The sequence below is a fragment of the Pantoea dispersa genome, assembly GCF_014155765.1.
Classification (GTDB): domain Bacteria; phylum Pseudomonadota; class Gammaproteobacteria; order Enterobacterales; family Enterobacteriaceae; genus Pantoea; species Pantoea dispersa.
The window spans coordinates 1-22,742 of the sequence record NZ_SCKT01000006.1; the positions used below are offsets into that span (position 1 = coordinate 1).

A 22,742-nucleotide genomic window follows, 5' to 3' on the forward strand; every position below is an offset into this window, starting at 1 on the left:
TAGGGAACTGCCAGGCATTAAATAAGTGAAGAAGCCCCGGACGAGAGTCCGGGGCTTTTTTACATCCGCACTCCGGCAAATTTGCCGCCAAAAACCCCTCCATAACGACTTATTTAATCCTGAAAAAATTCTAACGCGCTTTTATTCCGACCTTATTGCTGCTGCTCACCGCGCGGCGCTCGGGGCTATTGCCGCTCAATGCTGAAACATTTTCATAAACCGCATGAAGACTCGACATCCAGCGGCAGCCAGGCTAATCTCGGGCATCTGGATGTCTAAACGTTTATATGGTTATCAGCAAGAGGTCAGCAGGTTATGCCAATCAGGATCCCCGACGAATTACCGGCAGTGAATTTTTTGCGTAATGAGAATGTCTTTGTCATGACCTCATCGCGCGCCAGTGTTCAGGAGATTCGTCCGCTTAAAGTGTTGATCCTTAACCTGATGCCAAAAAAAATTGAGACCGAAAACCAGTTTCTGCGCCTGCTCTCTAACTCGCCGCTGCAGATCGATGTTCAGCTGTTACGCATCGACAGCCGCGAGTCGCGCAACACGCCAAGCGAGCATCTGAACAACTTCTACTGCAACTTCGACGATATCGCTAACGATAACTTTGATGGCCTGATCGTCACCGGTGCGCCGCTGGGGCTGGTTGATTTCAATGATGTTGCCTACTGGCCACAAATTCAGCGCGTGCTGCACTGGGCAAAAGAGCACGTCACTTCTACCCTGTTCGTTTGCTGGGCGGTGCAGGCGGCGCTTAACATCCTGTATGGCATTCCTAAACAAACGCGACAGAACAAGCTGTCTGGCGTCTATGAGCATCAGATCCTTCATCCGCACGCGCTACTGACGCGCGGTTTTGATGACAACTTCCTGGCACCGCATTCACGCTATGCTGATTTTCCCAGCCAGCTGATTCGTGACTATACCGATCTCGAGCTGTTTGCCGAATCAGAAAGCACCGGTGCCTATCTGATGGCGAGTAAAGACAAGCGCCTGGCCTTTGTTACCGGCCATCCGGAATATGACGCTCTTACGCTGTCGGGTGAGTACCATCGGGACTACGAGGCCGGCCTGCACCCTGAGGTGCCGTTCAACTACTTCCCGCAGGACAACCCGGAATTGCCGCCGCGCGCCACCTGGCGTAGCCACGGCAACCTGCTGTTCTCCAACTGGCTCAACTACTACGTCTATCAGATTACGCCATTCGATCTGCGCCACATGAATCCAACGCTCGAGTAAAACGCCCGCTAACAACGCGTTTAAACCTGCCGTGACAGCCGCGTGTGGTCGCGGCTTTTTTTTGCCTTTTTTCTATGATGGAACGTATTGCCTTTATTTCGTGAGATTAAATTACAGTTAAATCAGATAAATAAAATCAATAAAGCCATAAAATGGAAATAGTTTTTGAAATTAAAATAAAAATGATTATGCTCTGATCTTGCCGGTTAAAAAATACCCTACAGCCCGATCCTGTCGTTAGAAAAAGGATCAAACCAGGAGGCAGCCCGCATGACAGACACGGTTATCAGCCCGACACTGACCTTTAGCCAGCCCTTTACCCACGCGGAAAAGCAGCTGCTGACGCCCGAAGCCATTGATTTCCTGCACTCGCTGGTGGTGCGCTTTGCACCCGAGCGCGAGCGTCTGCTGAAAGCGCGTCAGCAGCGCCAGCAGCGCTACGATCAGGGGGCGTTGCCAGATTTCAATTCGGAAACCGCTTCCATTCGGCAAAGTGACTGGCAGGTGAGGCCCATTCCTCAGCTACTGCGCGATCGCCGCGTCGAAATCACCGGTCCGCCAGATCGCAAAATGGTGATCAACGCGCTGAACGCTAACGTCAAAGTGTTCATGGCCGATTTTGAGGATTCGCTGGCACCGACCTGGCAAAAACTGCTTGATGGCCAGCTGGCGCTGCGCGATGCGGTTAACGGCACGCTGAGCTTCACCAGCGAAAACGGCAAGATCTACCAGTTACGATCCGATCCGGCGCTGCTGATGTGCCGGGTTCGCGGCTTACATCTGGATGAGAAGCATGTTGAGTGGCGCGATCGAGCCATTCCCGGCGGGTTATTCGACTTTGCGCTCTATCTGTTTCACAACGTCACCGCGCTGCTGGAGAAGGGCCACGGTCCGTGGTTCTATCTGCCGAAAACCGAGCATGCGGCGGAAGTGGCATGGTGGCGGGAAATCTTCCGCTTCAGTGAAGATCGTTTCGATCTGCCGCGCGGCACCATCAAAGCCACGGTACTGATCGAGACGCTGCCCGCGGTATTTCAGATGGATGAGATCCTGTGGGAACTGCGCGATCACGTGGTTGGCCTCAACTGTGGCCGCTGGGATTACATTTTCAGCTACATCAAAACGCTGGGCCAGCATGGTGACCGCATTCTGCCGGATCGTCAGCAGATCAGCATGGACCAGCCGTTCCTCGAGGCTTATTCGCGCCTGCTGATCAAAACCTGCCACCGGCGCGGTGCGCTGGCGATGGGCGGCATGTCGGCGCTCATCCCGGCCAAAGACGCTGAACGCAACGCCTGGGTGATGCAGAAAGTGCAGGAGGACAAAGCACGGGAAGCGGGCAACGGCCATGACGGTACCTGGGTCGCCCATCCCGGCCTGGCAGACATCGCCATGGCGGAGTTTGACCGCCAGCTGGGCGATCGCCCCAATCAGCTGCACGTCAGTCGTGAACAGGATACGCCGATCACCGCCGAGCGCCTGCTGCGCCCGTGCCGTGGTCAGCGCACCGAAGCCGGGATGCGTGCCAACATCCGCGTTGCGCTGCAGTATCTGGAAGCGTGGATCAGCGGCAATGGCTGCGTGCCTATTGATGGGCTGATGGAGGATGCCGCTACCGCGGAGATTGCCCGTACCTCCATCTGGCAGTGGATTCACCACAAGCAAATCCTCAGCGATGGTCAGCTGGTGACCGCCGCGCTGTTCGAACAGTTTCTTGATGAAGAGCTGGCGGCCCTGCGCCACAGCCTGGGTGACGCGCGCTTTGACGCCGGTCGCTATGAAGATGCGGCTGCGCTGATGGCGCAAATCACCACCGACGAACAACTGGTTCCTTTCCTCACCCTGCCGGGCTACCGCCTGCTGCCCTGACTCTGGAGATACTGCTATGTCAAATCGTACCCAACAGATCGCTCAACTGGAAAACAGCTGGCTGGCATCACGCTGGCAGGGTATTACCCGTCCTTACAGCGCCGAAGAGGTCATTAACCTGCGCGGCTCCGTTAATCCCGCCTGCACGCTGGCGAATCGCGGCGCGAGAAAGCTGTGGGCACTCCTGAACGGTGACGCGCGCAAAGGCTATATCAACAGCCTCGGTGCCCTGACCGGCGGGCAGGCGGTGCAGCAGGCGAAAGCTGGCATTGAGGCGATTTATCTCTCCGGCTGGCAGGTGGCGGCCGATGCAAACCTGGCCGGGCAGATGTATCCGGACCAGTCGCTGTATCCGGTCAATTCGGTGCCGAACGTGGTGGAACGTATTAACCAAAGTTTTCAGCGCGCCGATCAAATCCAGTGGGCGAGCGGACTGTCGCCTGAAGATGACGGCTTTATCGATTACTACCTGCCGATTGTCGCCGATGCGGAAGCCGGATTTGGTGGGGTGCTCAATGCTTTTGAGCTGATGAAAGCGATGATACAGGCCGGTGCCGGCGCGGTGCACTTTGAAGATCAGCTGGCGGCGGTGAAGAAGTGCGGGCACATGGGCGGCAAAGTTCTGGTGCCGACGCAGGAAGCGATTCAGAAACTGGTGGCGGCGCGGCTGGCGGCCGATGTGATGGATGTGCCCACGGTGCTGATTGCGCGCACCGATGCCGACGCTGCCGATCTGATTACCTCCGATTGCGACGAGCGCGATGCGCCGTTTATCACCGGGGAACGGACCGCTGAAGGCTTCTTCCGCACCCATGCCGGTATCGAACAGGCGATAGCCCGCGGCCTGGCGTATGCGCCGTATGCCGATGTGCTGTGGTGCGAAACTTCCACGCCGGATCTGGCGCTGGCGCAGCGCTTCGCCGAGGCGATTCACGCGCAGTATCCCGGCAAGCTACTGGCTTACAACTGCTCGCCTTCGTTTAACTGGAAGAAGAATCTCGACGATCGCACCATTGCCCGCTTCCAGCAGGCGCTGAGCGAAATGGGCTACCGCTTTCAGTTCATCACCCTGGCGGGTATCCACAGCATGTGGTTCAACATGTTCGACCTCGCGCACGCTTATGCGCAGGGCGAAGGCATGCGCCACTACGTGGAAAAAGTGCAGCAGCCGGAATTTGCCGCACGCGAACGCGGCTACACCTTCTCTGCGCATCAGCAGGAAGTGGGCACCGGATATTTTGATCGCATCACCACGGTGATTCAGGGCGGCAGCTCGTCGGTCACCGCGCTGACCGGCTCCACCGAAGCCGCACAGTTCTGATCAGCGTACTCCCGGTGCGCAGCATGGCGCACCGTTTCACTGGCTCACGCTTGCCGGAGATTGCCGATGTCACCGAGAGAATCCCTTATCGCCCACACGATTCTGCAGGGTTTTGATGCGCAGTACGGTCGCTTTCTCGATATTACCGCAGGCGCGCAGCAGCGCTTTGAACAGGCGGACTGGCAGGCGGTGCAGCAGGCGATGAAAGCGCGTATCCATTTGTATGATCATCACGTCGGGCTGGTCGCCAATCAGTTGCGCATCCTCAACGAGATGGCCGACTGGGATGACGCCTTCTGGCTGCGGGTGAAAAGCCACTATGCCACGCTGCTGCCGGGCTATCCGCGTCATGAAATTGCCGAAAGCTTTTTTAATTCTGTCTATTGTCGCTTGCTGGGGCACAGCCACTTACTGCCTGAGCGGCTGTTTATCCTGCCGTCACAGCCGTACGCGCCCGCGCCGCCGGCGCAGCGACCGCTGTCGCGCCTGTACCGGCCGCAGCACAGCTGGCATGAGACGCTGCGTCAGGTATTAAATGACATTCCGTTGCGGCTGACGTGGCAGGATCAGACGCGCGACATCGGCTGGATTGTGCGTCATCTGCACGAGCAGTTCAGCGCGGCACAGCTGGCCCATGCCACGCTGGACGTCGCCAGCGAGCTGTTTTATCGCAACAAAACCGCCTGGATTGTGGCGCGGCTGCAGCTGAGCGCGGGCGAGATTGTGCCGTGTCTGCTGCCGATTCAGCGCGATGACGCCGGCCGGTTGTGGATCGATACCTGCCTCACCGACAGCAATGACGCCAGCATCGTGTTTGGCTTTGCCCGCGCCTATTTCATGGTATACGCGCCGGTGCCAGCCGCGCTGGTGGCCTGGCTGCAGCCGATTTTGCCGGGCAAAACCCTCGCCGAGCGCTATATGGCGATTGGCTGCCAGAAACACGGTAAAACCGAATGCTATCGCGAATATTTAGATTACCTGGCGCACAGTCAGGAAGCATTCACCATCGCACCCGGCGTGCGCGGTATGGTGATGCTGGTATTTACGCTGCCCGGTTTTGATCGGGTATTTAAGGTGATTAAAGATCGCTTCGCGCCGCAAAAAGAGGTGACGGATGCGCAGGTGCGCGCCTGTTACCGGCTGGTCAAAGAGCATGACCGCGTCGGGCGCATGGCTGACACCCAGGAGTTTGAGCATTTCGCCATCCCGCGCGCGCGCATTCCGGCGGCGCTGATGGCGGAATTTGAGCGCGAGATTCCGGAAAAAATCGAGCTGCGCGATGACGTACTGATCATCCGCCACTTATGGCTGGAGCGTCGCATGCAGCCGCTTAACCTGTGGCTGATGCAGGCGACGCCGGAACAGCGCCAGCACGCCATTGAGGAGTACGGCGATGCGATTTGTCAGCTGGCGGCGGCCAATATCTTCCCCGGCGATATGCTGTTTAAAAACTTCGGCATGACGCGCCATGGCCGCGTGGTGTTTTACGACTATGATGAAATCCGCCCGATGACCGAGCTGGTGTTCCGCGATGTTCCGGCGGCGCGTTACGAAGAGGATGAGCTGCAGGCCGAGCCGTGGTACAGCGTCGGGCCGGATGATGTGTTTCCGGAAACCTTCCGCTACGCGCTGTGCAGCGAACCGGCGACCGGAAAACTGCTGCAGGCGCTGCATCCGCAGTTGTTCGATCCTGGCTGGTGGCGCGCCCTGCAGGCGCGGATCCGTGCCGGGCATATTGAAGAGGTGATGGCGTGGCGCGCCGGACAGCGTTTCAGCGCGCGCTACGCGTCAGTGGCCGCCTAGCGGCCGGCATAGCTCAGTGTTACCTGCTTCGCCGCGCGGATCACCAGCGCCCCGAGCTCGGTAATGCGGTCGTCGGTCATACGCGCCAGCGGGCCGGAGATGGAGATGGCGGCAAACGGTTCGCCGTGTTCATCATAAATCGGTGCCGCCACACAGCGCAGGCCGAGCGCGTGCTCTTCGTCGTCGTGCGAAAAACCCATCTTACGGATCAGCGCCAGATTCTCCTTCAGGCTATGCGGCGACATCAGGGTTTTCGGCGTGTAGTGATGTAATCCCTTCTGATGCAGCAGAGCGGTGACCTGATCATCGCTAAGGTGAGCGAGAAACGCTTTGCCGGCACCGGACGCATGCATCGGCAACTTGCCGCCAATCGGCGCTGACATACGCATCAGCTGGGTGCACTGTACCTGGTCAATAATCACCGCCTGATAATCACTGAGATCCAGCACCGCCAGATTCACGGTTTCGCCGGCTTCTTCCATCAGCCGGCGCAGAATCGGGTGCACAATCGCCAGCAGATTGCGGCTCTGCAGAAAACTGCTGCCGACCACAAAGGCATGAGCGCCAATGGTCCATAAACCGAGGTCGCCCACCTGATGCACAAATCCCTGCTGCTGCATGGTGGTCAGCAGGCGATGAGTGGTGGAGTTGGGCAGCCCGGCCTGTTGCGCCAGCTCGGTCAGCGCCACGCTACCGTGTGATTCGGCAATCAGCTCCAGCAAACGCAGCCCGCGCGTCAGAGATTGTACCTGGCCGCCGGCAGGGGCACTGGCCGCCGGAGCCGTACGGGGTTTTTTGCCGCGTTTCGCGGGCGCAGGGGTTGCCATAACATCTCCACAGTCATTGCAGGTATGGAAACCATTTTCGTTTTTAATGGTATGAATGCAAACGCTGGCTGACTGGTCGGATCTGCTGGTCATTTTGCCGCCGGTGGCCGCAAACGGGTGACTTTTGCTCATTTGAAAGTTGTGCCAGTATGACTGGCTGGCATTTAGCCAGCGTAATGACGTGGATGGGGCAAGAGTGAGCAATAAAACCGCAACGCTACAGCAGCAGCTGGCACAACGCATCATGATTCTGGACGGTGGCATGGGCACCATGATCCAGAGTTACAAACTGGATGAGCAGGATTTTCGCGGCAGCCGCTTCGCTGACTGGCCGTGCGATGTGAAAGGCAATAATGACCTGCTGGTGCTGAGTAAGCCGGACGTCATTCGCGAAATCCACGATGCTTACCTGGCGGCTGGCGCGGATATTCTCGAAACCAACACCTTCAACGCCACCCCGATTGCCATGGCCGACTATGAAATGGCCGCGCTGTCGGCGGAGATCAACTTCGAAGCGGCGAAACTGGCGCGCACCTGCGCCGACGCGTGGACGGCAAAAACGCCCGATCGCCCGCGCTACGTTGCTGGCGTGCTCGGCCCGACCAACCGCACCTGCTCGATCTCGCCTGACGTCAACGATCCCGCGTTTCGTAACATCACCTTCAATCAGCTGGTGGACGCCTACCGCGAATCGACCCATGCGCTGATTAGCGGCGGTGCTGACATCATCATGATCGAAACGGTGTTCGATACCCTGAATGCCAAAGCGGCGATTTATGCGGTACAGAGCGAGATGGAAGCGATGGGCGTGACGCTGCCGCTGATGATCTCCGGCACCATTACCGATGCGTCAGGCCGGACGCTCTCCGGCCAGACCACGGAAGGATTCTACAACTCACTGCGCCACGCGGAGCCGCTGTCGTTCGGCCTCAACTGCGCGCTTGGTCCGGACGAACTGCGCCAGTATGTGCAGGAGCTGTCGCGCATTGCCGAAGGCTATGTCAGCGCCCACCCCAACGCCGGTCTGCCAAATGCCTTCGGCGAATATGACCTTGATGCGGCGACGATGGCGGCGCAGATTGGCGAGTGGGCGCGCGCCGGCTTCCTCAACATTATCGGTGGCTGCTGTGGCACCACGCCGCAGCACATTGCGGCGATGGCGGCAGCGGTCGAGGGCGTGCCACCGCGGCCGCTGCCGGAAATAGCCGTCGCCTGCCGCTTGTCTGGCCTCGAACCGCTCAATATTCAGGCCGATTCACTGTTCGTCAACGTGGGTGAGCGCACTAACGTGACCGGCTCGGCCAAATTTAAGCGCCTGATTAAAGAAGAGAAGTACAACGAAGCGCTGGACGTGGCGCGCCAGCAGGTGGAAAACGGCGCGCAGATTATCGATATCAATATGGATGAAGGCATGCTGGATGCGGAAGCGGCCATGGTGCGCTTTCTCAACCTGATTGCCGGTGAGCCGGATATTGCGCGTGTGCCGATCATGATCGACTCCTCGAAATGGGAGGTGATTGAGAAAGGTCTGCAGTGCATTCAGGGCAAAGGCATCGTCAACTCCATCTCGATGAAAGAGGGCATCGAGCCGTTTATTGCGCACGCGCGCAAAGTGCGGCGCTACGGCGCGGCGGTGGTGGTGATGGCGTTCGACGAAGTGGGCCAGGCGGACACCCGCGCGCGCAAAATTGAGATCTGCCGCCGCGCCTACCACATCCTCACTGAAGAGGTTGGTTTCCCGCCGGAAGACATCATTTTCGACCCCAATATCTTTGCCGTGGCCACCGGCATCGAAGAGCACAACAACTACGCGATGGATTTCATCGGTGCCTGTGAAGACATCAAACGCGAACTGCCGCATGCGATGATCTCCGGCGGCGTCTCCAACGTGTCGTTCTCGTTCCGCGGTAACGAACCGGTGCGTGAGGCGATTCACGCGGTGTTCCTCTACTACGCCATCCGCAACGGTATGGACATGGGCATCGTCAACGCCGGTCAGCTGGCGATTTATGACGATTTGCCGGCGGAGCTGCGCGATGCGGTTGAGGACGTGATCCTCAACCGGCGCGACGATGGCACCGAGCGACTGCTGGCGCTGGCGGAGAAGTATCGCGGCAACAAAGGCGAGGGTGAGCAGGACAAGCAGCAGGCCGAATGGCGCAGCTGGGACGTGGTGAAGCGACTGGAATATTCGCTGGTGAAAGGTATCACCGAGTTTATCGAGCAGGACACCGAAGAGGCGCGCCAGGCCGCGGCACGGCCGATTGAAGTCATTGAAGGACCGTTGATGTCCGGCATGAATGTGGTCGGCGATCTGTTTGGTGAGGGCAAAATGTTTCTGCCGCAGGTGGTGAAATCGGCGCGCGTGATGAAGCAGGCGGTGGCCTACCTCGAACCCTTTATCCAGGCGAGCAAAGAGGCCGGCCGCAGCAACGGTAAAATCGTGCTGGCGACGGTAAAAGGCGACGTGCACGACATCGGCAAAAATATTGTTGGTGTGGTGCTGCAGTGTAACAACTACGAAATCATCGACCTGGGCGTGATGGTGCCGGGCGACAAAATCCTGAAAACCGCGCGTGAGGAAAACGCCGACATCATCGGACTTTCCGGCCTGATTACCCCGTCGCTCGACGAGATGGTGAACGTGGCGAAAGAGATGGAGCGCCAGGGCTTTACGCTGCCGCTACTTATTGGCGGGGCCACCACCTCGAAAGCGCACACGGCGGTGAAAATTGAGCAGAATTACAGCGGCCCGACGGTCTATGTGCAGAACGCCTCGCGCACCGTCGGCGTGGTCTCTTCGCTGCTGTCACCCACGCTGAAAGAGGCGTTTGTGGCGCGCACGCGTAAGGAGTACGAAACCGTGCGGATTCAGCACGCGCGTAAAAAGCCGCGCACGCCGCCGGTCACGCTACAGGCCGCGCGCGATAATCATTACGTCATTGACTGGCAACGCTACACGCCACCGGTGGCGCATCGTACCGGCGTCAGCGCAGTGGAGGCCAGTATCGATACGCTGCGCAACTACATCGACTGGACGCCGTTTTTTATGACCTGGTCGCTGGCCGGCAAATATCCGCGTATCCTGGAAGATGAGGTGGTGGGCGAAGAAGCCACGCGGCTGTTTGCCGATGCCAATGCGATGCTGGATAACCTCAGCGCGCAGGACACGCTCAGGCCGCGCGGCGTGGTCGGCATTTTCCCGGCTAACCGCGTCGGCGACGACATTGAAATCTACCGTGACGAGACCCGGCGCGAGGTGCTGTGCGTCAGCCATCATCTGCGCCAGCAAACGGAAAAAACCGACTTCGCCAACTACTGTCTGGCGGACTTCGTGGCGCCGAAATCCAGTGGTAAAGCGGATTATCTCGGCGCGTTTGCCGTCACCGGCGGGCTGGAGGAGGATGCGCTGGCGGCGGCGTTCGACCAGCAGCACGATGATTACAACAAAATCATGGTGAAAGCGATGGCGGATCGCCTGGCGGAGGCGTTTGCCGAATATCTGCATGAGCGCGTGCGTAAGGTGATCTGGGGCTATGCCGCCCATGAAAATCTCAGCAACGACGAGCTGATTCGCGAAAATTACCAGGGCATTCGTCCGGCGCCGGGCTATCCGGCCTGTCCGGAACACACCGAGAAGGCACAAATCTGGCAGCTGCTGGATGTGGCACATCACACCGGCATGAAACTGACCGAATCTTTTGCCATGTGGCCCGGTGCCGCGGTGTCCGGCTGGTATTTTAGTCATCCGGAGAGTAAATATTTCGCCGTGGCGCAGATTCAGCGCGACCAGGTGGAAGATTACGCGGCGCGTAAAGGCATGAGCGTCAGCGACGTGGAGCGCTGGCTGGCACCGAATTTAGGCTACGACGCGGATTGATGAATTGCCGGCGCAGAGCGCGCGCAATGAAATGCTGGCAGGCGGTCGCCATCAATGGCGACCCTACATGGTTCACGTAGGGTGCGCATTAATGCGCACCGTTAAATGGCGCGGGTTTAACCCCGCGCTACGCTTTAATTAAAACGCGCATCGCGATCGGCAGTCAGATCGTACAGCTGGTACTTACGGCCCAGCATCTGACCGCCGTCACGCGTCAGCGGCACCCAGTTCACCTGCGCACGGCCACGGGTTGGCGTGACGGTAAACAGATCCATCGGAATCGAAATATAGAAACCTTTGGTGAAATCCCCTTCGCCATACGCTTCGGCTGACACGTTGGTTTTGGTGGCGTAGAAGCCGACCATCACGCCGCTGTCAAAGCGCTTCGACACATCCAGCGTGACCCCTTTGTCCTTCGCCAGATATTCACCGACGCTGGCTTTCACCAGCACATCCTGCATGAACCACGGACGCCAGTAGGCGGTAAGGTGCCCGGTGGGCGCCTTGTAATCGGTAAACTGCATCATGTTGTCCCAGTCACGCTGCTTCACGTAGTTCGCATCGAGACCAAAAGCCCAGTTGCTGTCCACCGGGCGATACAACAGCTCGCCGCCCACGCCGCCATACATGGTTTCCAGATAGCCACCGTACACCTGGCCGTAGAAGCCATTGCCGAGATAGCGCATGTAGTTGGCCTGCAGATCATTCACGTAAACGTTGTTCTCCACGTAGTCGCGAATGTGGGTGCGCACGCGCGGCAGCGTCGAGTCGGCTGGCGCGCCGTTGTAGTTGAACTTGTCATAATTGTTGGCGATGTTGCCAAACAGGCTGCCGCCAATCAGCCAGTGATCGGTCAGCCAGTAATCGACATTGCCCATTACGCCGAGCTGGTACATGTAGAAGCTTTCCGGGCCGCCGACCGACTGGTTCAGCACCGGCGACAGGCTGTAGTTAAGGCGATCCTTACGGATGAAATAGCCCTGTTCGGTGGTGCCCGGATCGATCGGTTCTTCACGCGTCTGCTGCAGCGGCTGCTCGTGACCGAGCGGATAGCCGCGCAGTTCGTTATTCAGGCTGGCCACATCGGTGCGCGTGGTGACCTGCGGCATGTTAAAGCGCGACTCGGTGACTTCAATCGTATCAATGCCAGCCGGCAGATTGTTCATGATGATGCGGTTAGCGCGGTCAACGCCTTCGCGCGTGTCGCGATATTTGGTCTGCTCGCCGGAGACGTACAGCGTGCGGCCTTTGGTCTGGATGCGCGGACCATTCAGTCCGGCATTGTATTGCAGATCGGTAAGCTGATTAGCGACCACCGTCGGCTGCAGCAGATCGCCCTGCGGCTGTGGCTGATAAGCCGGTTTTGCGCTATCAAGGTGCGACTGGTGTAACGAATTAAAGTTGGTGCGTACGGTCACGCCAAACATAAAGGTATTGCCGCGCTCGTAGCTGGCGTTGATATCCGCCCAGTCGGTAAGGCGATAGATTGCGCCAACGTTGACCTTACTGCGCTGCTCCAGCCGGCCGGCAAAATCGTCCTGATAATCGTTGCCTTCATACTCCAGCTTCAGACGCAGTGGCTGCCACGGCGTCTGGTATTCGATGCCACCAAACAGTGCCGCCGGACCGTGGAACATCTGCGAGCCGTTAATGGAACCCGCCGAACCGCCGCCGGTGCGGCTGCAGAAGCTATCGCTGTAGGAGCAGAACGGGTTTTTGATAGTGCCGCTGTTGCCGAGATAGCCCCAGCCCAGGCCGAGGCTGAAATCAAACGGCCCCCAGGCTTTACTCGCCACCAGATATTCACTGTCGAACAGGCCGGTACCGCCCAAATCACGCGAACCGACCGCCACTTCCGGCAGCCAGAAGCTCTCCTGCCACAGGCGCAGCTTCAGGTCGAAGGCTTTGTCTTTATAGCTCTGGTTGCCGCTGAAGCCTTCCACCGCACTGTAGCGGCGGGTGCGTACGTCGGTATAGCGCACCGTGGTTTCCAGCCATGGGAACAGCTGCAATGACGCAGAATAGTAACGATATTGATCGTTATCGCGGAAGTTCAGGCTAAATTCGCCCTCTTTTGCCATGCGCGCGGTCGGCGTTTGCATCAGGCCCACGCCGCCAAAATCAGATTGTGAAGGACCGACCGGTTCCGGCCAGGTTTCCGCCTGCACCTGGCATGCGGCGGCGACAGAAGCAGCCAACAGGCTGAGGAGTAATTGTTTTTTCATCAGTCTGGCATCCGGTGAGTCAGAACGGAAAGCATGCGCGCATTCAAATCAGGCTGGCCCCAGGGCAGGCTCCATGTGGAGAAGCCCAGCCAGATGGTGCTGCCAGGCTCGACTTCAACATGCCGCTGATTCCAGTAAGCGATCGGCACCTGTTGCGTCTCACCTGACGGCGCAATCACAGTGGCCACGCTGCGTTCGGCACCCGATAAACGCGCATGCGGCGCGAGATAGTCACGCACCGTGCGTCCTGGCTGCCAGCTCTCACTGCCGGGATGGCTGAGTGCGCCCATCACCCGTACCTGCGTCGGCGCTGCCACGATGTACAGGTCGTAGCTGCCCTGCAGTTTACGGTTGGCTTCCGGACGCAGCCGCACCCAGTCGGGATCGAGCGAAGTAAACTGGCGCCCGGTAACCTGCAGGGCGCTGAGCTGCTGGATTACGCTGCCGATGGTTGCGGCCAGTGAAGTACCGCTGTCGGCCTGCCAGGCGCGCAGATCCGCCAGCAGCTGAGCGTGCTGCTGCTGCGCCACGGCGGTCGCACCGCGTTCGGCAATCACCGTGCCCGGCCACCAGCTGTGCAGCGCCGGGTTCGTTACCAGTTCGCTAAGCGTGCTGGCATGATCGATCTGGAAACTGCGCTGATCGTGCGCAGGGTGTACCGTCACCTGGCTATCCGCCAGCGCATGGCTGGCCGCCGTGAGGGCGAGTGCCGCCAGCAAGCAATTGATTTTTTTCATGATTTCGCCGGCTTCAGAAGGGTGGTTGCAATCGGGAACTGGTCAGCCGCCAGCATCTGCTGCGCCTGCAGCACCGTACCGTCGCGGTTATCGATCCAGAAGGTGTTCTGCCAGATGACGCCGGGGCTCTCCATCTCTACCGTTTCGTGCCAGACGTGGCAGGGCACCCGCTCGCCGGCGAGGTTCAGCACTTCATCGTCACCGCGCTGAAAGGTGGAGTGAGCGGTGGCGGCGCGCACGTTGTCCTGCTCGCGCCACTGCACGACGCGCGTCCACTGCGCGCCATTTTGCAGCCGCAGCGCATCGGCCAGCGGATCCTGCGCCAGGTTACTGACGGCCTGCAGGTTGTCGCGCAGGCCGAGGGTTTTCACCAGACGGCTGTGCTGCATCACCAGCATGGCTTTATCCTGGGTTACCCATTTCTGCTGGCCGTTTTCCAGGTAGCCCAGCACCACAAAAATGCGCGGACCGTTGTCGACGCGCGCATACAGGCTGGCATAGGGCAGATTAGCGATTTGTTCATCGCTGACGGTGACATCGTCCGGACCGCTGATGGCGAGCATCACGGTCTGTTCGAGGCCTTTTTGCGTTTGTGTGCAAGCCTGCAGCAACAGGCAAAGAAGCAGCAAAGAGAGTCGGCGCACTGTGTATCCCTGTCTCAATAGAGGCAAAAAAACAAAAAATAACCACACGACTGTGTGGTTATGTTTAAAGGTGCTACATCAACGAGTGGTGCTCGTTGTGGTAGTGGTTGTTGTACCGGTATTTGCACCGTCGCCACCGCCAGCAGCGGCAACGCCGAGACCCACTAACGCACCGAGTGCGCCGATACCCACAGCGGTGGTCGCACCGGTCGAGATTGCTCCCGCCTGCGCGCCTGCTGCAGCACCGGCTTCTTCCGGTGCGGCAATCGCAGCGGAAGAAACGGCAACGTAAAGTAAGGCTGCACCGGCAACCATCAGTTTTTTCATAACAACGTTTCCTGCATCTTGATAAAACGTGAATGAAGGATAATACCCGTCATACCGTACGCTGCCGTCCGATGGCCGCTGGGCCGCATGCAGCTGGCTAACCGTGGTCAGCGCGCGGTCATGTTTCCCGGGCCGGCTGGCGACAGCGGGGAAGTATTCAGGGCAGCCTTGAAGGCGCGTTCAGTATAGGGCAACAAATTACCAGAGTTCAGCGCCAGAAAAAGAGGGGGTTTAAGCGAGACAATTCTGGTGATAAATAAGGCGAATTGGCGATAGCTGCTTTTTTTAATTGTGCTTTTTTCGCTGGCTGGAATATTTGCGCAGGCCGTAATGGCACGGCAGGATTTTTCACTTTTGCATTAAAAAATGGCACGGAATAGGAATAATCAGATTTTCCTGAAAGCAGTAAAATAGAAAGGGAAAATTAATCAGTCACTTAGGTAAGAATGGCGGCAAAATCAGATCCATTTTTTACCCAATGAACCGGCTGGCAATCCTGGCATCTTCCGATTTTCCTTAGGGCATTTTAAGAATTTTCTAACCGCAGCGCAGCAGTGAAACCGGCTTATTTCAGCGGGACCGGTAAATCGGGGCAGAAAAAAGGCGGCAGGAGCTGCCGCCTGATGAAGCTGAGTGGTGAATTAACGCCAGGATTTATAGCGATTAATTAAGCCATTGGTGGAGCTATCGTGGCTGTTAATTGGCGCGTCATTTTCCAGCTCCGGCAGAATACGGTTAGCCAGCTGTTTGCCGAGCTCAACGCCCCACTGATCGAAGGTGAAGATGTTGAGAATCGCGCCCTGAGTGAAGATCTTGTGCTCGTACAGCGCAATCAGCGCGCCGAGGCTGAACGGAGTAATTTCACGCAGCAGAATCGAGTTGGTCGGGCGGTTACCTTCAAACACCTTGAACGGCACGATATGCGCGACGGACTCCGCTGATTTACCGGCATCGGTAAACTCTTTCTCTACCACCTCGCGGGCTTTACCAAACGCCAGCGCTTCGGTCTGAGCAAAGAAGTTGGAAAGCAGCTTCTGGTGGTGATCGGCCAGCGCGTTGTGGGTCTGCGCCGGCGCAATGAAGTCGCATGGAATCAGTTTGGTGCCCTGATGGATCAGCTGATAAAACGCGTGCTGCCCGTTGGTGCCGGGTTCACCCCAGATAATTGGGCCAGTCTGGTAATCCACCGGGTTGCCGTCGCGGTCGACGTACTTACCGTTGGATTCCATGTTGCCCTGTTGGAAGTAAGCGGCAAAACGGTGCATGTACTGGTCGTACGGCAGAATCGCTTCGGTTTCGGCACCGAAGAAGTTGTTGTACCAGATACCGATCAGCGCCAGCAGCACCGGCAGGTTTTGCTCCGCTGGCGTGTTCGCGAAGTGCTGGTCCATGGCATGCGCGCCGCTCAGCAGCTGTTCGAAGTTTTCGAAGCCAATGGACAGGATGATCGACAGACCGATGGCGGACCACAGTGAGTAGCGGCCACCGACCCAGTCCCAGAACTCGAACATGTTGGCGGTATCAATACCAAATTCGCCGACCGCTTTCGCGTTGGTTGAGAGCGCGGCAAAGTGCTTCGCCACGTGCTGCTGATCGCCGGCGGTGTTCAGGAACCAGTCGCGCGCGCTGTGGGCGTTGGTCATGGTTTCCTGCGTGGTAAAGGTTTTCGACGCCACGAGGAACAGCGTGGTTTCCGGGCTAAGCGGTTTCAGCGTTTCGGCAATGTGCGTGCCATCAACGTTGGAAACAAAGTGCATGTTGAGGTGGTTTTTATACGGACGCAGCGCTTCGGTCACCATGAACGGGCCGAGGTCTGAACCGCCGATACCGATGTTCACCACGTCAGTAATTGGCTTGCCGGTGTAACCTTTCCACTCGCCGCTGATGATGCGCTCGGAGAAGGCTTTCATCTTCGCCAGCACCGCGTTCACTTCCGGCATTACATCTTTGCCATCCACGAGAATCGGCGTGTTGCTGCGGTTGCGCAGGGCTACGTGCAGCACGGCGCGATCTTCGGTGCGGTTAATCTTCTCACCTGAGAACATGGATTTGATGGCGCCCGCCAGATCGGTCTCTTTCGCCAGCGCCTGGAGTTTGTCGAGGGTTTCCTGGGTGATGCGGTTTTTTGAGAAATCCACCAGCATCTGATCATCAAAGGTGGCAGAGAATTTCGCAAAACGATCGGCATCCTGCGCAAACAGGTCGGCAATCTCTACCGATTTCATCTGATCAAAATGCTGCTGCAGCGCTTTCCAGGCTGCGGTTTGTGTCGGATTGATATTTTTCATGGCAACACTCTTGTTGATATAAGAACCGTCATTCCATCCGGGCGCATCCTGTCTGGCCCGGCATGCTGAGCATTTGTTACGGCTTGCACGCGTTTCAGTATGACCACAGTTGCAACTGAAAGGAAAAAATTTGTGACGCCAGCCGCAGCGTTTCAGGTAAATCCGGCGGCGATTGTCGGCCGGTTCGCCGCGCATTACTCTGCGCGGCATCAGCAAAACACCGGTTTTTTCGCACCGCTGACTACTTTAGGCGGCTGGCGGCTTCCGGGTTTGTTTAGCAATGCGCTGCATAAGTGTAAAAATGAATTTTCCCGGCGCCGCAAGGCTGGACAGCGGAACAATTAATCAGTATTTTGTGCGCGCGACTTGCACCTCCGGGTGCAAGCCAGAAGAGGCGCGTCGCCCAGGCAGTGTGTTTGAGGATCCGTATCCGGCGAGAACACATCAGGGGGTGCGACGCCGAGGTGGTGCAACACGCGGAGTGTTGTGCTGTCGGCTGCAGGGGCTGAATCCTCTGGGTTGTCACCAGAAGCGTCCGCAGTCGGACGTTTCGCAAGGTGAAGTGCTTTTGGTGACTCATCTCCTGATCTTGTCTGTCCAATTCTGCTCTTCTCTTGTGCCAAGGCTGTTACCCGATCTTCTCTTCCGCGAATGGGAGGAGATAACCTGACACGAGGTTTTGTTACATGTCTCAATCGTTGATCGTGGCAAAATTTGGCGGCACCAGCGTTGCCGATTTCGATGCCATGAACCGCAGCGCGGACGTCGTGCTGTCTGATGCCAATACCCGTCTGGTGGTGCTCTCTGCCTCGGCGGGCGTGACTAACCTGCTGGTTTCGCTGGCTGAAGGCCAGGAACTCGAGCAGCGCGCTTATCTGCTGGATCAAATCCGCACCATTCAATATGCCATCATCGATCGCCTGCAGTCGCCGGACGTCATCCGTCAGGAGATTGATCGCATGCTGGAGAACATCATCATGCTGGCGGAAGCGGCGGCATTAGCCCGTTCGGCCGCGCTGACCGATGAGCTGGTGAGCCACGGCGAACTGATGTCGAGCCTGCTGTTCGTGGAGATTCTGCGCGAGCGCCAGGTGAATGCCGAGTGGTTTGACGTACGCAAAGTGATGCGCACCAGCGACCGTTTCGGCCGCGCCGAGCCGGATGTGGCCGAGCTGAAAACGCTGGCAGCGGCTCAGCTGCAGCCGCGCACCGCAGAAGCGCTGGTGATCACGCAGGGCTTCATCGGCAGCGAAGGCAAAGGCCGCACCACCACGCTGGGCCGTGGCGGCAGCGATTACACCGCTGCGCTGCTCGGCGAAGCGCTGCAGGCGACGCGTGTGGATATCTGGACCGACGTGGCGGGCATCTACACCACTGACCCGCGTGTGGTGCCGCAGGCGAAACGCATCGAAGAGATCACCTTTGAAGAAGCGGCGGAGATGGCAATCTTCGGCGCGAAAGTGCTGCATCCGGCGACGCTGCTGCCGGCGGTGCGCAGTGATATTCCGGTGTTTGTCGGCTCCAGTAAAGATCCGGCGGCGGGCGGCACGCGCGTCTGCAACGAGACTAAAAATCCGCCGCTGTTCCGCGCGCTGGCACTGCGGCGCAAACAGACGCTGCTGACGCTGCACAGTCTGAACATGCTGCACGCGCACGGCTTCCTGGCCGAAGTGTTTGCTATCCTGGCGCGCCACAGTATTTCGGTTGATCTGGTTACCACCTCGGAAGTGAGCGTCGCGCTGACGCTGGATACCACCGGTTCAACCAGCACCGCCGACAGTCTGCTGACCCAGGCGCTGCTGACCGAGCTCTCTTCCCTGTGCCGGGTGGAAGTGGAAGAGAATCTGGCGCTGGTGGCGATCATCGGCAACAACCTGTCGAAAGCCTGCGGCGTCGGCAAAGAGGTGTTCGGCGCGCTGGAGCCGTTTAACCTGCGCATGATTTGCTACGGCGCAAGCAGCTACAACCTGTGCTTCCTGGTGCCAACGCCGGACGCGGAAGAGGTGGTGCGCGCGCTGCATAAGAATCTGTTCGAATCTTAATTGACGCATAAGCCACCTGAAGCCGGACAATGTCCGGCTTTTTTTATTTCTGCCGTTCAGCCTGACGCTATTTCGGACAAATGCCAGCGGAATGCCTATGCCTGCCCGGCGATCTTTAGCAGCCGATAGGCATTTTCTGTCGTCGGCCACGCTTATGATAATGAAATGTTATGATCCGGCGCAGGTCGCTGCGGTCGTTCCCCGCGCGCCGTTTCATCTGTGGCAAAAAACCAATTAAGTAAAACGCTAAGGACATTTCTTCATGCTCGCCAAACTCACCCGCCTGTTTCCGCTCTGGGCCGTACTGCTGTCCGTTGCAGCCTATTATTCGCCGTCCACCTTCCTCGGCATCGGGCCGTGGGTAACCTACCTGCTGATGCTGATCATGTTCGGCATGGGCGTGACGCTCAACATTGACGATTTCAAACGCGTGCTGGTGCGTCCGGCACCGGTGATTGCCGGCACGTTCCTGCACTATCTGGTAATGCCGCTGGCGGCCTGGGCGCTGGCGAAACTGTTCCAGATGCCGCCGGATCTGGCCGCCGGGATGATTCTGGTCGGCAGCGTGGCCAGCGGGACAGCCTCGAACGTGATGATTTATCTGGCGAAGGGCGACGTGGCGCTGTCGGTGACCATCTCGTCGGTTTCGGCGCTGGTGGGCGTGTTCGCGACGCCGCTGCTGACGCGCTTCTACGTAGATACCCACATTCAGGTCGATGTGGTGGGCATGCTGCTCAGCATCGTCAAAATCGTGGTGATCCCGATTGGGCTTGGCCTGATTATTCACCACTCCATGAACAGCGTGGTGCGCCGCGTTGAGCCGTATCTGCCGGCGTTTTCGATGGTGTGTATTCTGCTGATCATTAGCGCGGTGGTCGCCGGTAGCCAGGGCTTTATCGGCTCGGTAGGGCTGATGGTGATCGCGGCGGTGATCCTGCACAACGCCATTGGGCTGCTCGGCGGCTACTGGGGTGGCAAGCTGTTTGGCTTTGACGAATCCACCTGCCGCACGCTGGCGCTGGAAGTCGGTATGCAGAATTCCGGACTGGCGGCCACGCTGGGCAAACTGTACTTCTCACCGCTGGCCGCACTGCCCGGCGCACTGTTCTCGGTGTGGCACAACCTCTCCGGTTCGCTACTGGCGGGTTACTGGTCGGGTAAAACGATTGAGAAGAAGCAGAAATAACGGGGCATGCGTACCGGTGGTCATCAATGACGATCGGTTACGCACCATCGTCCTGTTGATGCCGGTGCGCATAAATGCGCACCCTACAAAAAACACGCGATAACCTTGCAGAGGGGCAATAAATGCGCCCTCTGCAAAACGTGCGATAACTTTGTAGGGGCGCCATTCATGGCGACCGTAAACGCTCAACGGTCAAGGGTTCCCCCATAAATGCGCCCTCTGTAAAACGCGCAATAATCTTGTAGGGTCGCCATTCATGGCGACCGCAAACGCGAAACATTACAGCTTCAGGTAAACCCGAATCCCGTCCAGGAACATCTGCGTCGCCAGCATAATCAGGATCAAACCCATTAATCGCTCCAGCGCGTTGACGCCTTTATCCCCCAGCAGGCGCAGGAACAGGCCGGACATCAGCAGAATCACTACCGTGACGCCCCAGGCAATCAGCAGGGCGCCGACCAGGTGCGTCATCTGGTTGGGATACTGATGTGACAGCAGCATCAGGGTGGCGAGCAGCGAGGGCCCGGCGACCAGCGGGATCGCCAGCGGCACCAGGAACGGCTCTTCGCCGGCGGGCAGGCCGCTGGTGCTGGTCTCGCCGGACGGGAAAATCATGCGAATGGCGATTAGAAACAGAATGATGCCGCCGGAAATCGATACCGTTTCGGTGCGCAGATTAAGAAACGCCAGGATGCGTTCACCGGCGAACAGGAACAGCAGCATCAGAATCAAGGCGATCAGCATCTCGCGCATCAGCACCACGCGGCGGCGCTTCGGCTCTAGGTGCTTCAGCACCGACATGAAAATCGGCAGGTTGCCCAGCGGGTCCATAATCAACAGCAACAATATGGTCGCGGATATCATTTCAGTCATCAGAGGTAAACCATCCCTTCAGGTCGGCCACAGCCGTTATAAGTTGTACTGCTGAAAAAGTTAGCGCAATCGAATTAATTCACTTGCCAGAAGTGCTGCATTTTGTAGAGTTGTGGGTCATAGGTAAACCTGATTATTACGCAGACTGGCGCGTTGCTGGCGCTGGTCTTTTTTCGCACCACCCAGGCCCCGGCCCGAGTTCCTGAGACGGACAGAAAATGAAGAATGTAGGTTTTGTTGGTTGGCGTGGCATGGTCGGCTCTGTGCTGATGTCACGTATGAGCGAAGAACGCGATTTCGATGTGATCAATCCGGTCTTCTTCTCCACTTCGCAACTGGGTCAGGCTGCGCCGACGTTTGGCGGTAAGTCGACCGGTGCGCTGCAGGATGCGTTTGATATTGAGGCGCTGAAGGCGCTGGATATCATCATCACCTGCCAGGGCGGCGATTATACCAGTGAAGTCTACCCGAAGCTGCGCGAGAGCGGCTGGCAGGGCTACTGGATTGATGCGGCCTCCACGCTGCGCATGAAAGATGACGCCATCATTATTCTTGATCCGGTCAACCATCAGGTGATTCGTCAGGGCCTCGACAGCGGCATCAAAACCTTTGTCGGCGGTAACTGCACCGTCAGTCTGATGCTAATGTCGCTGGGCGGACTGTTCGCTAACGACCTGGTCGAGTGGGCCTCCGTCGCGACGTATCAGGCGGCCTCCGGCGGCGGCGCGCGCCATATGCGCGAACTGCTGACCCAGATGGGCATGCTGCACGACCACGTTGCGACTTCGCTGCAAAATCCGGCCTCCGCCATTCTCGACATCGAGCGCAGCGTGACTGACTTTACCCGTTCCGGCACGCTGCCGACCGACAACTTCGGCGTACCGCTGGCCGGCAGCCTGATACCGTGGATCGACAAGCAGCTGGACAACGGCCAGAGCCGTGAAGAGTGGAAAGGCCAGGCGGAAACCAACAAAATTCTCTCGACCCGTCACACCATTCCGGTCGATGGCCTGTGCGTGCGCGTCGGCGCGTTGCGCTGCCACAGTCAGGCGTTCACGTTGAAGCTGAAGAAAGATGTGCCGCTGAACGAAATCGAACAGCTGCTGGCCGCGCACAACGAGTGGGTGAAAGTGGTGCCGAACGATCGCGACATCACCATGCGTGAACTGACGCCTGCCGCGGTGACCGGTACGCTGACCACGCCGGTGGGCCGTCTGCGTAAGCTGAACATGGGGCCGGAGTATCTGTCGGCCTTCACCGTCGGCGATCAGTTACTGTGGGGCGCTGCCGAACCGCTGCGTCGCATGCTGCGTTTGCTGATCGACTAAGCGCAGCGCGAATCCAGACAGGCCGGGGTTTCCCGGCCTTTTTTCTTTCCACGGGAGTGCAAAACTTAACCCAAATTGCGCCCGACAAGTGATCAGCTTCCCCTTTTTGCTCGCCCGATAACAATTTTTTGCGTTCCACCCTGGCTT

The 22,742-nt window shown here is 58.2% G+C and carries 16 protein-coding genes and 1 riboswitch; of the genes, 9 read left to right on the forward strand and 7 right to left on the reverse strand.

All coding sequences use genetic code 11. The features are described from left to right. Window positions 1–315: 315 nt before the first annotated feature. The 4 genes from metA (at window position 316) to aceK (ending at window position 6,238) form a co-directional block, all read left to right on the forward strand. Window positions 316–1,245 carry a homoserine O-acetyltransferase MetA gene (metA, locus tag H7K56_RS16465; protein ID WP_031279798.1) on the forward strand — a complete coding sequence of 310 codons (930 nt, stop codon included), beginning with the start codon at window positions 316–318 and terminating at the stop codon, window positions 1,243–1,245. Between the two features lie 270 nt (window positions 1,246–1,515). Continuing rightward, complete coding sequence (gene aceB / locus H7K56_RS16470; protein WP_150360516.1) at window positions 1,516–3,114, forward strand: malate synthase A; 1,599 nt, start codon at window positions 1,516–1,518, stop codon at window positions 3,112–3,114. Between the two features lie 16 nt (window positions 3,115–3,130). After that, complete coding sequence (gene aceA, locus H7K56_RS16475) at window positions 3,131–4,435, forward strand: isocitrate lyase (protein ID WP_150360515.1); 1,305 nt, start codon at window positions 3,131–3,133, stop codon at window positions 4,433–4,435. A 66-nt stretch (window positions 4,436–4,501) separates the two neighbouring features. Further along, window positions 4,502–6,238, forward strand: coding sequence for a bifunctional isocitrate dehydrogenase kinase/phosphatase (aceK, locus tag H7K56_RS16480; protein WP_136546760.1), 1,737 nt, complete (start codon window positions 4,502–4,504; stop codon window positions 6,236–6,238). Here the strand turns inward: aceK and iclR are convergent. Beyond that, complete coding sequence (gene iclR / locus H7K56_RS16485; protein ID WP_058757603.1) at window positions 6,235–7,065, reverse strand: glyoxylate bypass operon transcriptional repressor IclR; 831 nt, start codon at window positions 7,063–7,065, stop codon at window positions 6,235–6,237. The two genes, aceK and iclR, sit on opposite strands and share 4 nt — an antisense overlap. A 196-nt stretch (window positions 7,066–7,261) precedes the next feature. Here iclR and metH point away from each other — a divergent pair, with 196 nt between their 5' ends. Then, window positions 7,262–10,945, forward strand: a complete 3,684-nt coding sequence (gene metH / locus H7K56_RS16490) for a methionine synthase (protein WP_150360514.1) — start codon at window positions 7,262–7,264, stop codon at window positions 10,943–10,945. A 134-nt stretch (window positions 10,946–11,079) separates the two neighbouring features. On the opposite strand, the gene H7K56_RS16495 is transcribed toward metH, so the two are convergent. From H7K56_RS16495 to pgi, 5 genes are all read right to left on the reverse strand, one after another. After that, window positions 11,080–13,170, reverse strand: coding sequence for a YjbH domain-containing protein (locus H7K56_RS16495; protein ID WP_150360513.1), 2,091 nt, complete (start codon window positions 13,168–13,170; stop codon window positions 11,080–11,082). After that, window positions 13,170–13,907, reverse strand: coding sequence for a capsule biosynthesis GfcC family protein (locus H7K56_RS16500; protein WP_150360512.1), 738 nt, complete (start codon window positions 13,905–13,907; stop codon window positions 13,170–13,172). Before H7K56_RS16500 ends, H7K56_RS16495 begins: the two co-directional genes overlap by 1 nt. Beyond that, window positions 13,904–14,551, reverse strand: coding sequence for a YjbF family lipoprotein (locus tag H7K56_RS16505; protein ID WP_150360511.1), 648 nt, complete (start codon window positions 14,549–14,551; stop codon window positions 13,904–13,906). Before H7K56_RS16505 ends, H7K56_RS16500 begins: the two co-directional genes overlap by 4 nt. A 78-nt stretch (window positions 14,552–14,629) precedes the next feature. After that, a complete protein-coding gene (gene yjbE, locus H7K56_RS16510) occupies window positions 14,630–14,878 on the reverse strand; it encodes an exopolysaccharide production protein YjbE (RefSeq protein WP_021508031.1) in 249 nt (82 codons plus the stop codon). Between the two features lie 641 nt (window positions 14,879–15,519). After that, the gene (gene pgi, locus H7K56_RS16515; RefSeq protein WP_150360510.1) at window positions 15,520–17,166 is read right to left on the reverse strand and encodes a glucose-6-phosphate isomerase; all 1,647 of its coding nucleotides are present in this window, start codon (window positions 17,164–17,166) and stop codon (window positions 15,520–15,522) included. A 99-nt stretch (window positions 17,167–17,265) separates the two neighbouring features. Between pgi and H7K56_RS16520 the strand changes: the two genes are divergently transcribed. The 3 genes from H7K56_RS16520 (at window position 17,266) to panS (ending at window position 20,394) form a co-directional block, all read left to right on the forward strand. After that, window positions 17,266–17,511, forward strand: a complete 246-nt coding sequence (locus H7K56_RS16520) for a hypothetical protein (RefSeq protein WP_125309290.1) — start codon at window positions 17,266–17,268, stop codon at window positions 17,509–17,511. Between the two features lie 36 nt (window positions 17,512–17,547). Next, window positions 17,548–17,742: riboswitch (Lysine riboswitch) on the forward strand. Window positions 17,743–17,852: 110 nt separating this feature from the next. Continuing rightward, window positions 17,853–19,208 carry a lysine-sensitive aspartokinase 3 gene (gene lysC, locus H7K56_RS16525; protein WP_150360509.1) on the forward strand — a complete coding sequence of 452 codons (1,356 nt, stop codon included), beginning with the start codon at window positions 17,853–17,855 and terminating at the stop codon, window positions 19,206–19,208. 262 nt (window positions 19,209–19,470) lie between these two features. After that, window positions 19,471–20,394 carry a ketopantoate/pantoate/pantothenate transporter PanS gene (gene panS / locus H7K56_RS16530; RefSeq protein WP_021508027.1) on the forward strand — a complete coding sequence of 308 codons (924 nt, stop codon included), beginning with the start codon at window positions 19,471–19,473 and terminating at the stop codon, window positions 20,392–20,394. 279 nt (window positions 20,395–20,673) lie between these two features. Here the strand turns inward: panS and H7K56_RS16535 are convergent, their stop codons facing one another. After that, window positions 20,674–21,267 carry a YhgN family NAAT transporter gene (locus H7K56_RS16535; protein ID WP_031279795.1) on the reverse strand — a complete coding sequence of 198 codons (594 nt, stop codon included), beginning with the start codon at window positions 21,265–21,267 and terminating at the stop codon, window positions 20,674–20,676. 218 nt (window positions 21,268–21,485) lie between these two features. Here H7K56_RS16535 and asd point away from each other — a divergent pair, with 218 nt between their 5' ends. After that, window positions 21,486–22,595 (forward strand): aspartate-semialdehyde dehydrogenase, encoded by a 1,110-nt coding sequence (asd, locus tag H7K56_RS16540; RefSeq protein ID WP_031279794.1) that lies wholly within the window; start codon window positions 21,486–21,488, stop codon window positions 22,593–22,595. Window positions 22,596–22,742 lie beyond the last annotated feature (147 nt).

Bases quoted from the DNA above. Each gene is read 5' to 3' on its own strand.
- metA (WP_031279798.1), top strand. From the start codon at position 316: ATGCCAATCAGGATCCCCGACGAATTACCGGCAGTGAATTTTTTGCGT.
- aceB (WP_150360516.1), top strand. From the start codon at position 1,516: ATGACAGACACGGTTATCAGCCCGACACTGACCTTTAGCCAGCCCTTT.
- aceA (WP_150360515.1), top strand. From the start codon at position 3,131: ATGTCAAATCGTACCCAACAGATCGCTCAACTGGAAAACAGCTGGCTG.
- aceK (WP_136546760.1), top strand. From the start codon at position 4,502: ATGTCACCGAGAGAATCCCTTATCGCCCACACGATTCTGCAGGGTTTT.
- iclR (WP_058757603.1), bottom strand. From the start codon at position 7,065: ATGGCAACCCCTGCGCCCGCGAAACGCGGCAAAAAACCCCGTACGGCT.
- H7K56_RS16495 (WP_150360513.1), bottom strand. From the start codon at position 13,170: ATGAAAAAACAATTACTCCTCAGCCTGTTGGCTGCTTCTGTCGCCGCC.
- H7K56_RS16500 (WP_150360512.1), bottom strand. From the start codon at position 13,907: ATGAAAAAAATCAATTGCTTGCTGGCGGCACTCGCCCTCACGGCGGCC.
- yjbE (WP_021508031.1), bottom strand. From the start codon at position 14,878: ATGAAAAAACTGATGGTTGCCGGTGCAGCCTTACTTTACGTTGCCGTT.
- pgi (WP_150360510.1), bottom strand. From the start codon at position 17,166: ATGAAAAATATCAATCCGACACAAACCGCAGCCTGGAAAGCGCTGCAG.
- H7K56_RS16520 (WP_125309290.1), top strand. From the start codon at position 17,266: ATGACCACAGTTGCAACTGAAAGGAAAAAATTTGTGACGCCAGCCGCA.
- lysC (WP_150360509.1), top strand. From the start codon at position 17,853: ATGTCTCAATCGTTGATCGTGGCAAAATTTGGCGGCACCAGCGTTGCC.
- panS (WP_021508027.1), top strand. From the start codon at position 19,471: ATGCTCGCCAAACTCACCCGCCTGTTTCCGCTCTGGGCCGTACTGCTG.
- H7K56_RS16535 (WP_031279795.1), bottom strand. From the start codon at position 21,267: ATGACTGAAATGATATCCGCGACCATATTGTTGCTGTTGATTATGGAC.
- asd (WP_031279794.1), top strand. From the start codon at position 21,486: ATGAAGAATGTAGGTTTTGTTGGTTGGCGTGGCATGGTCGGCTCTGTG.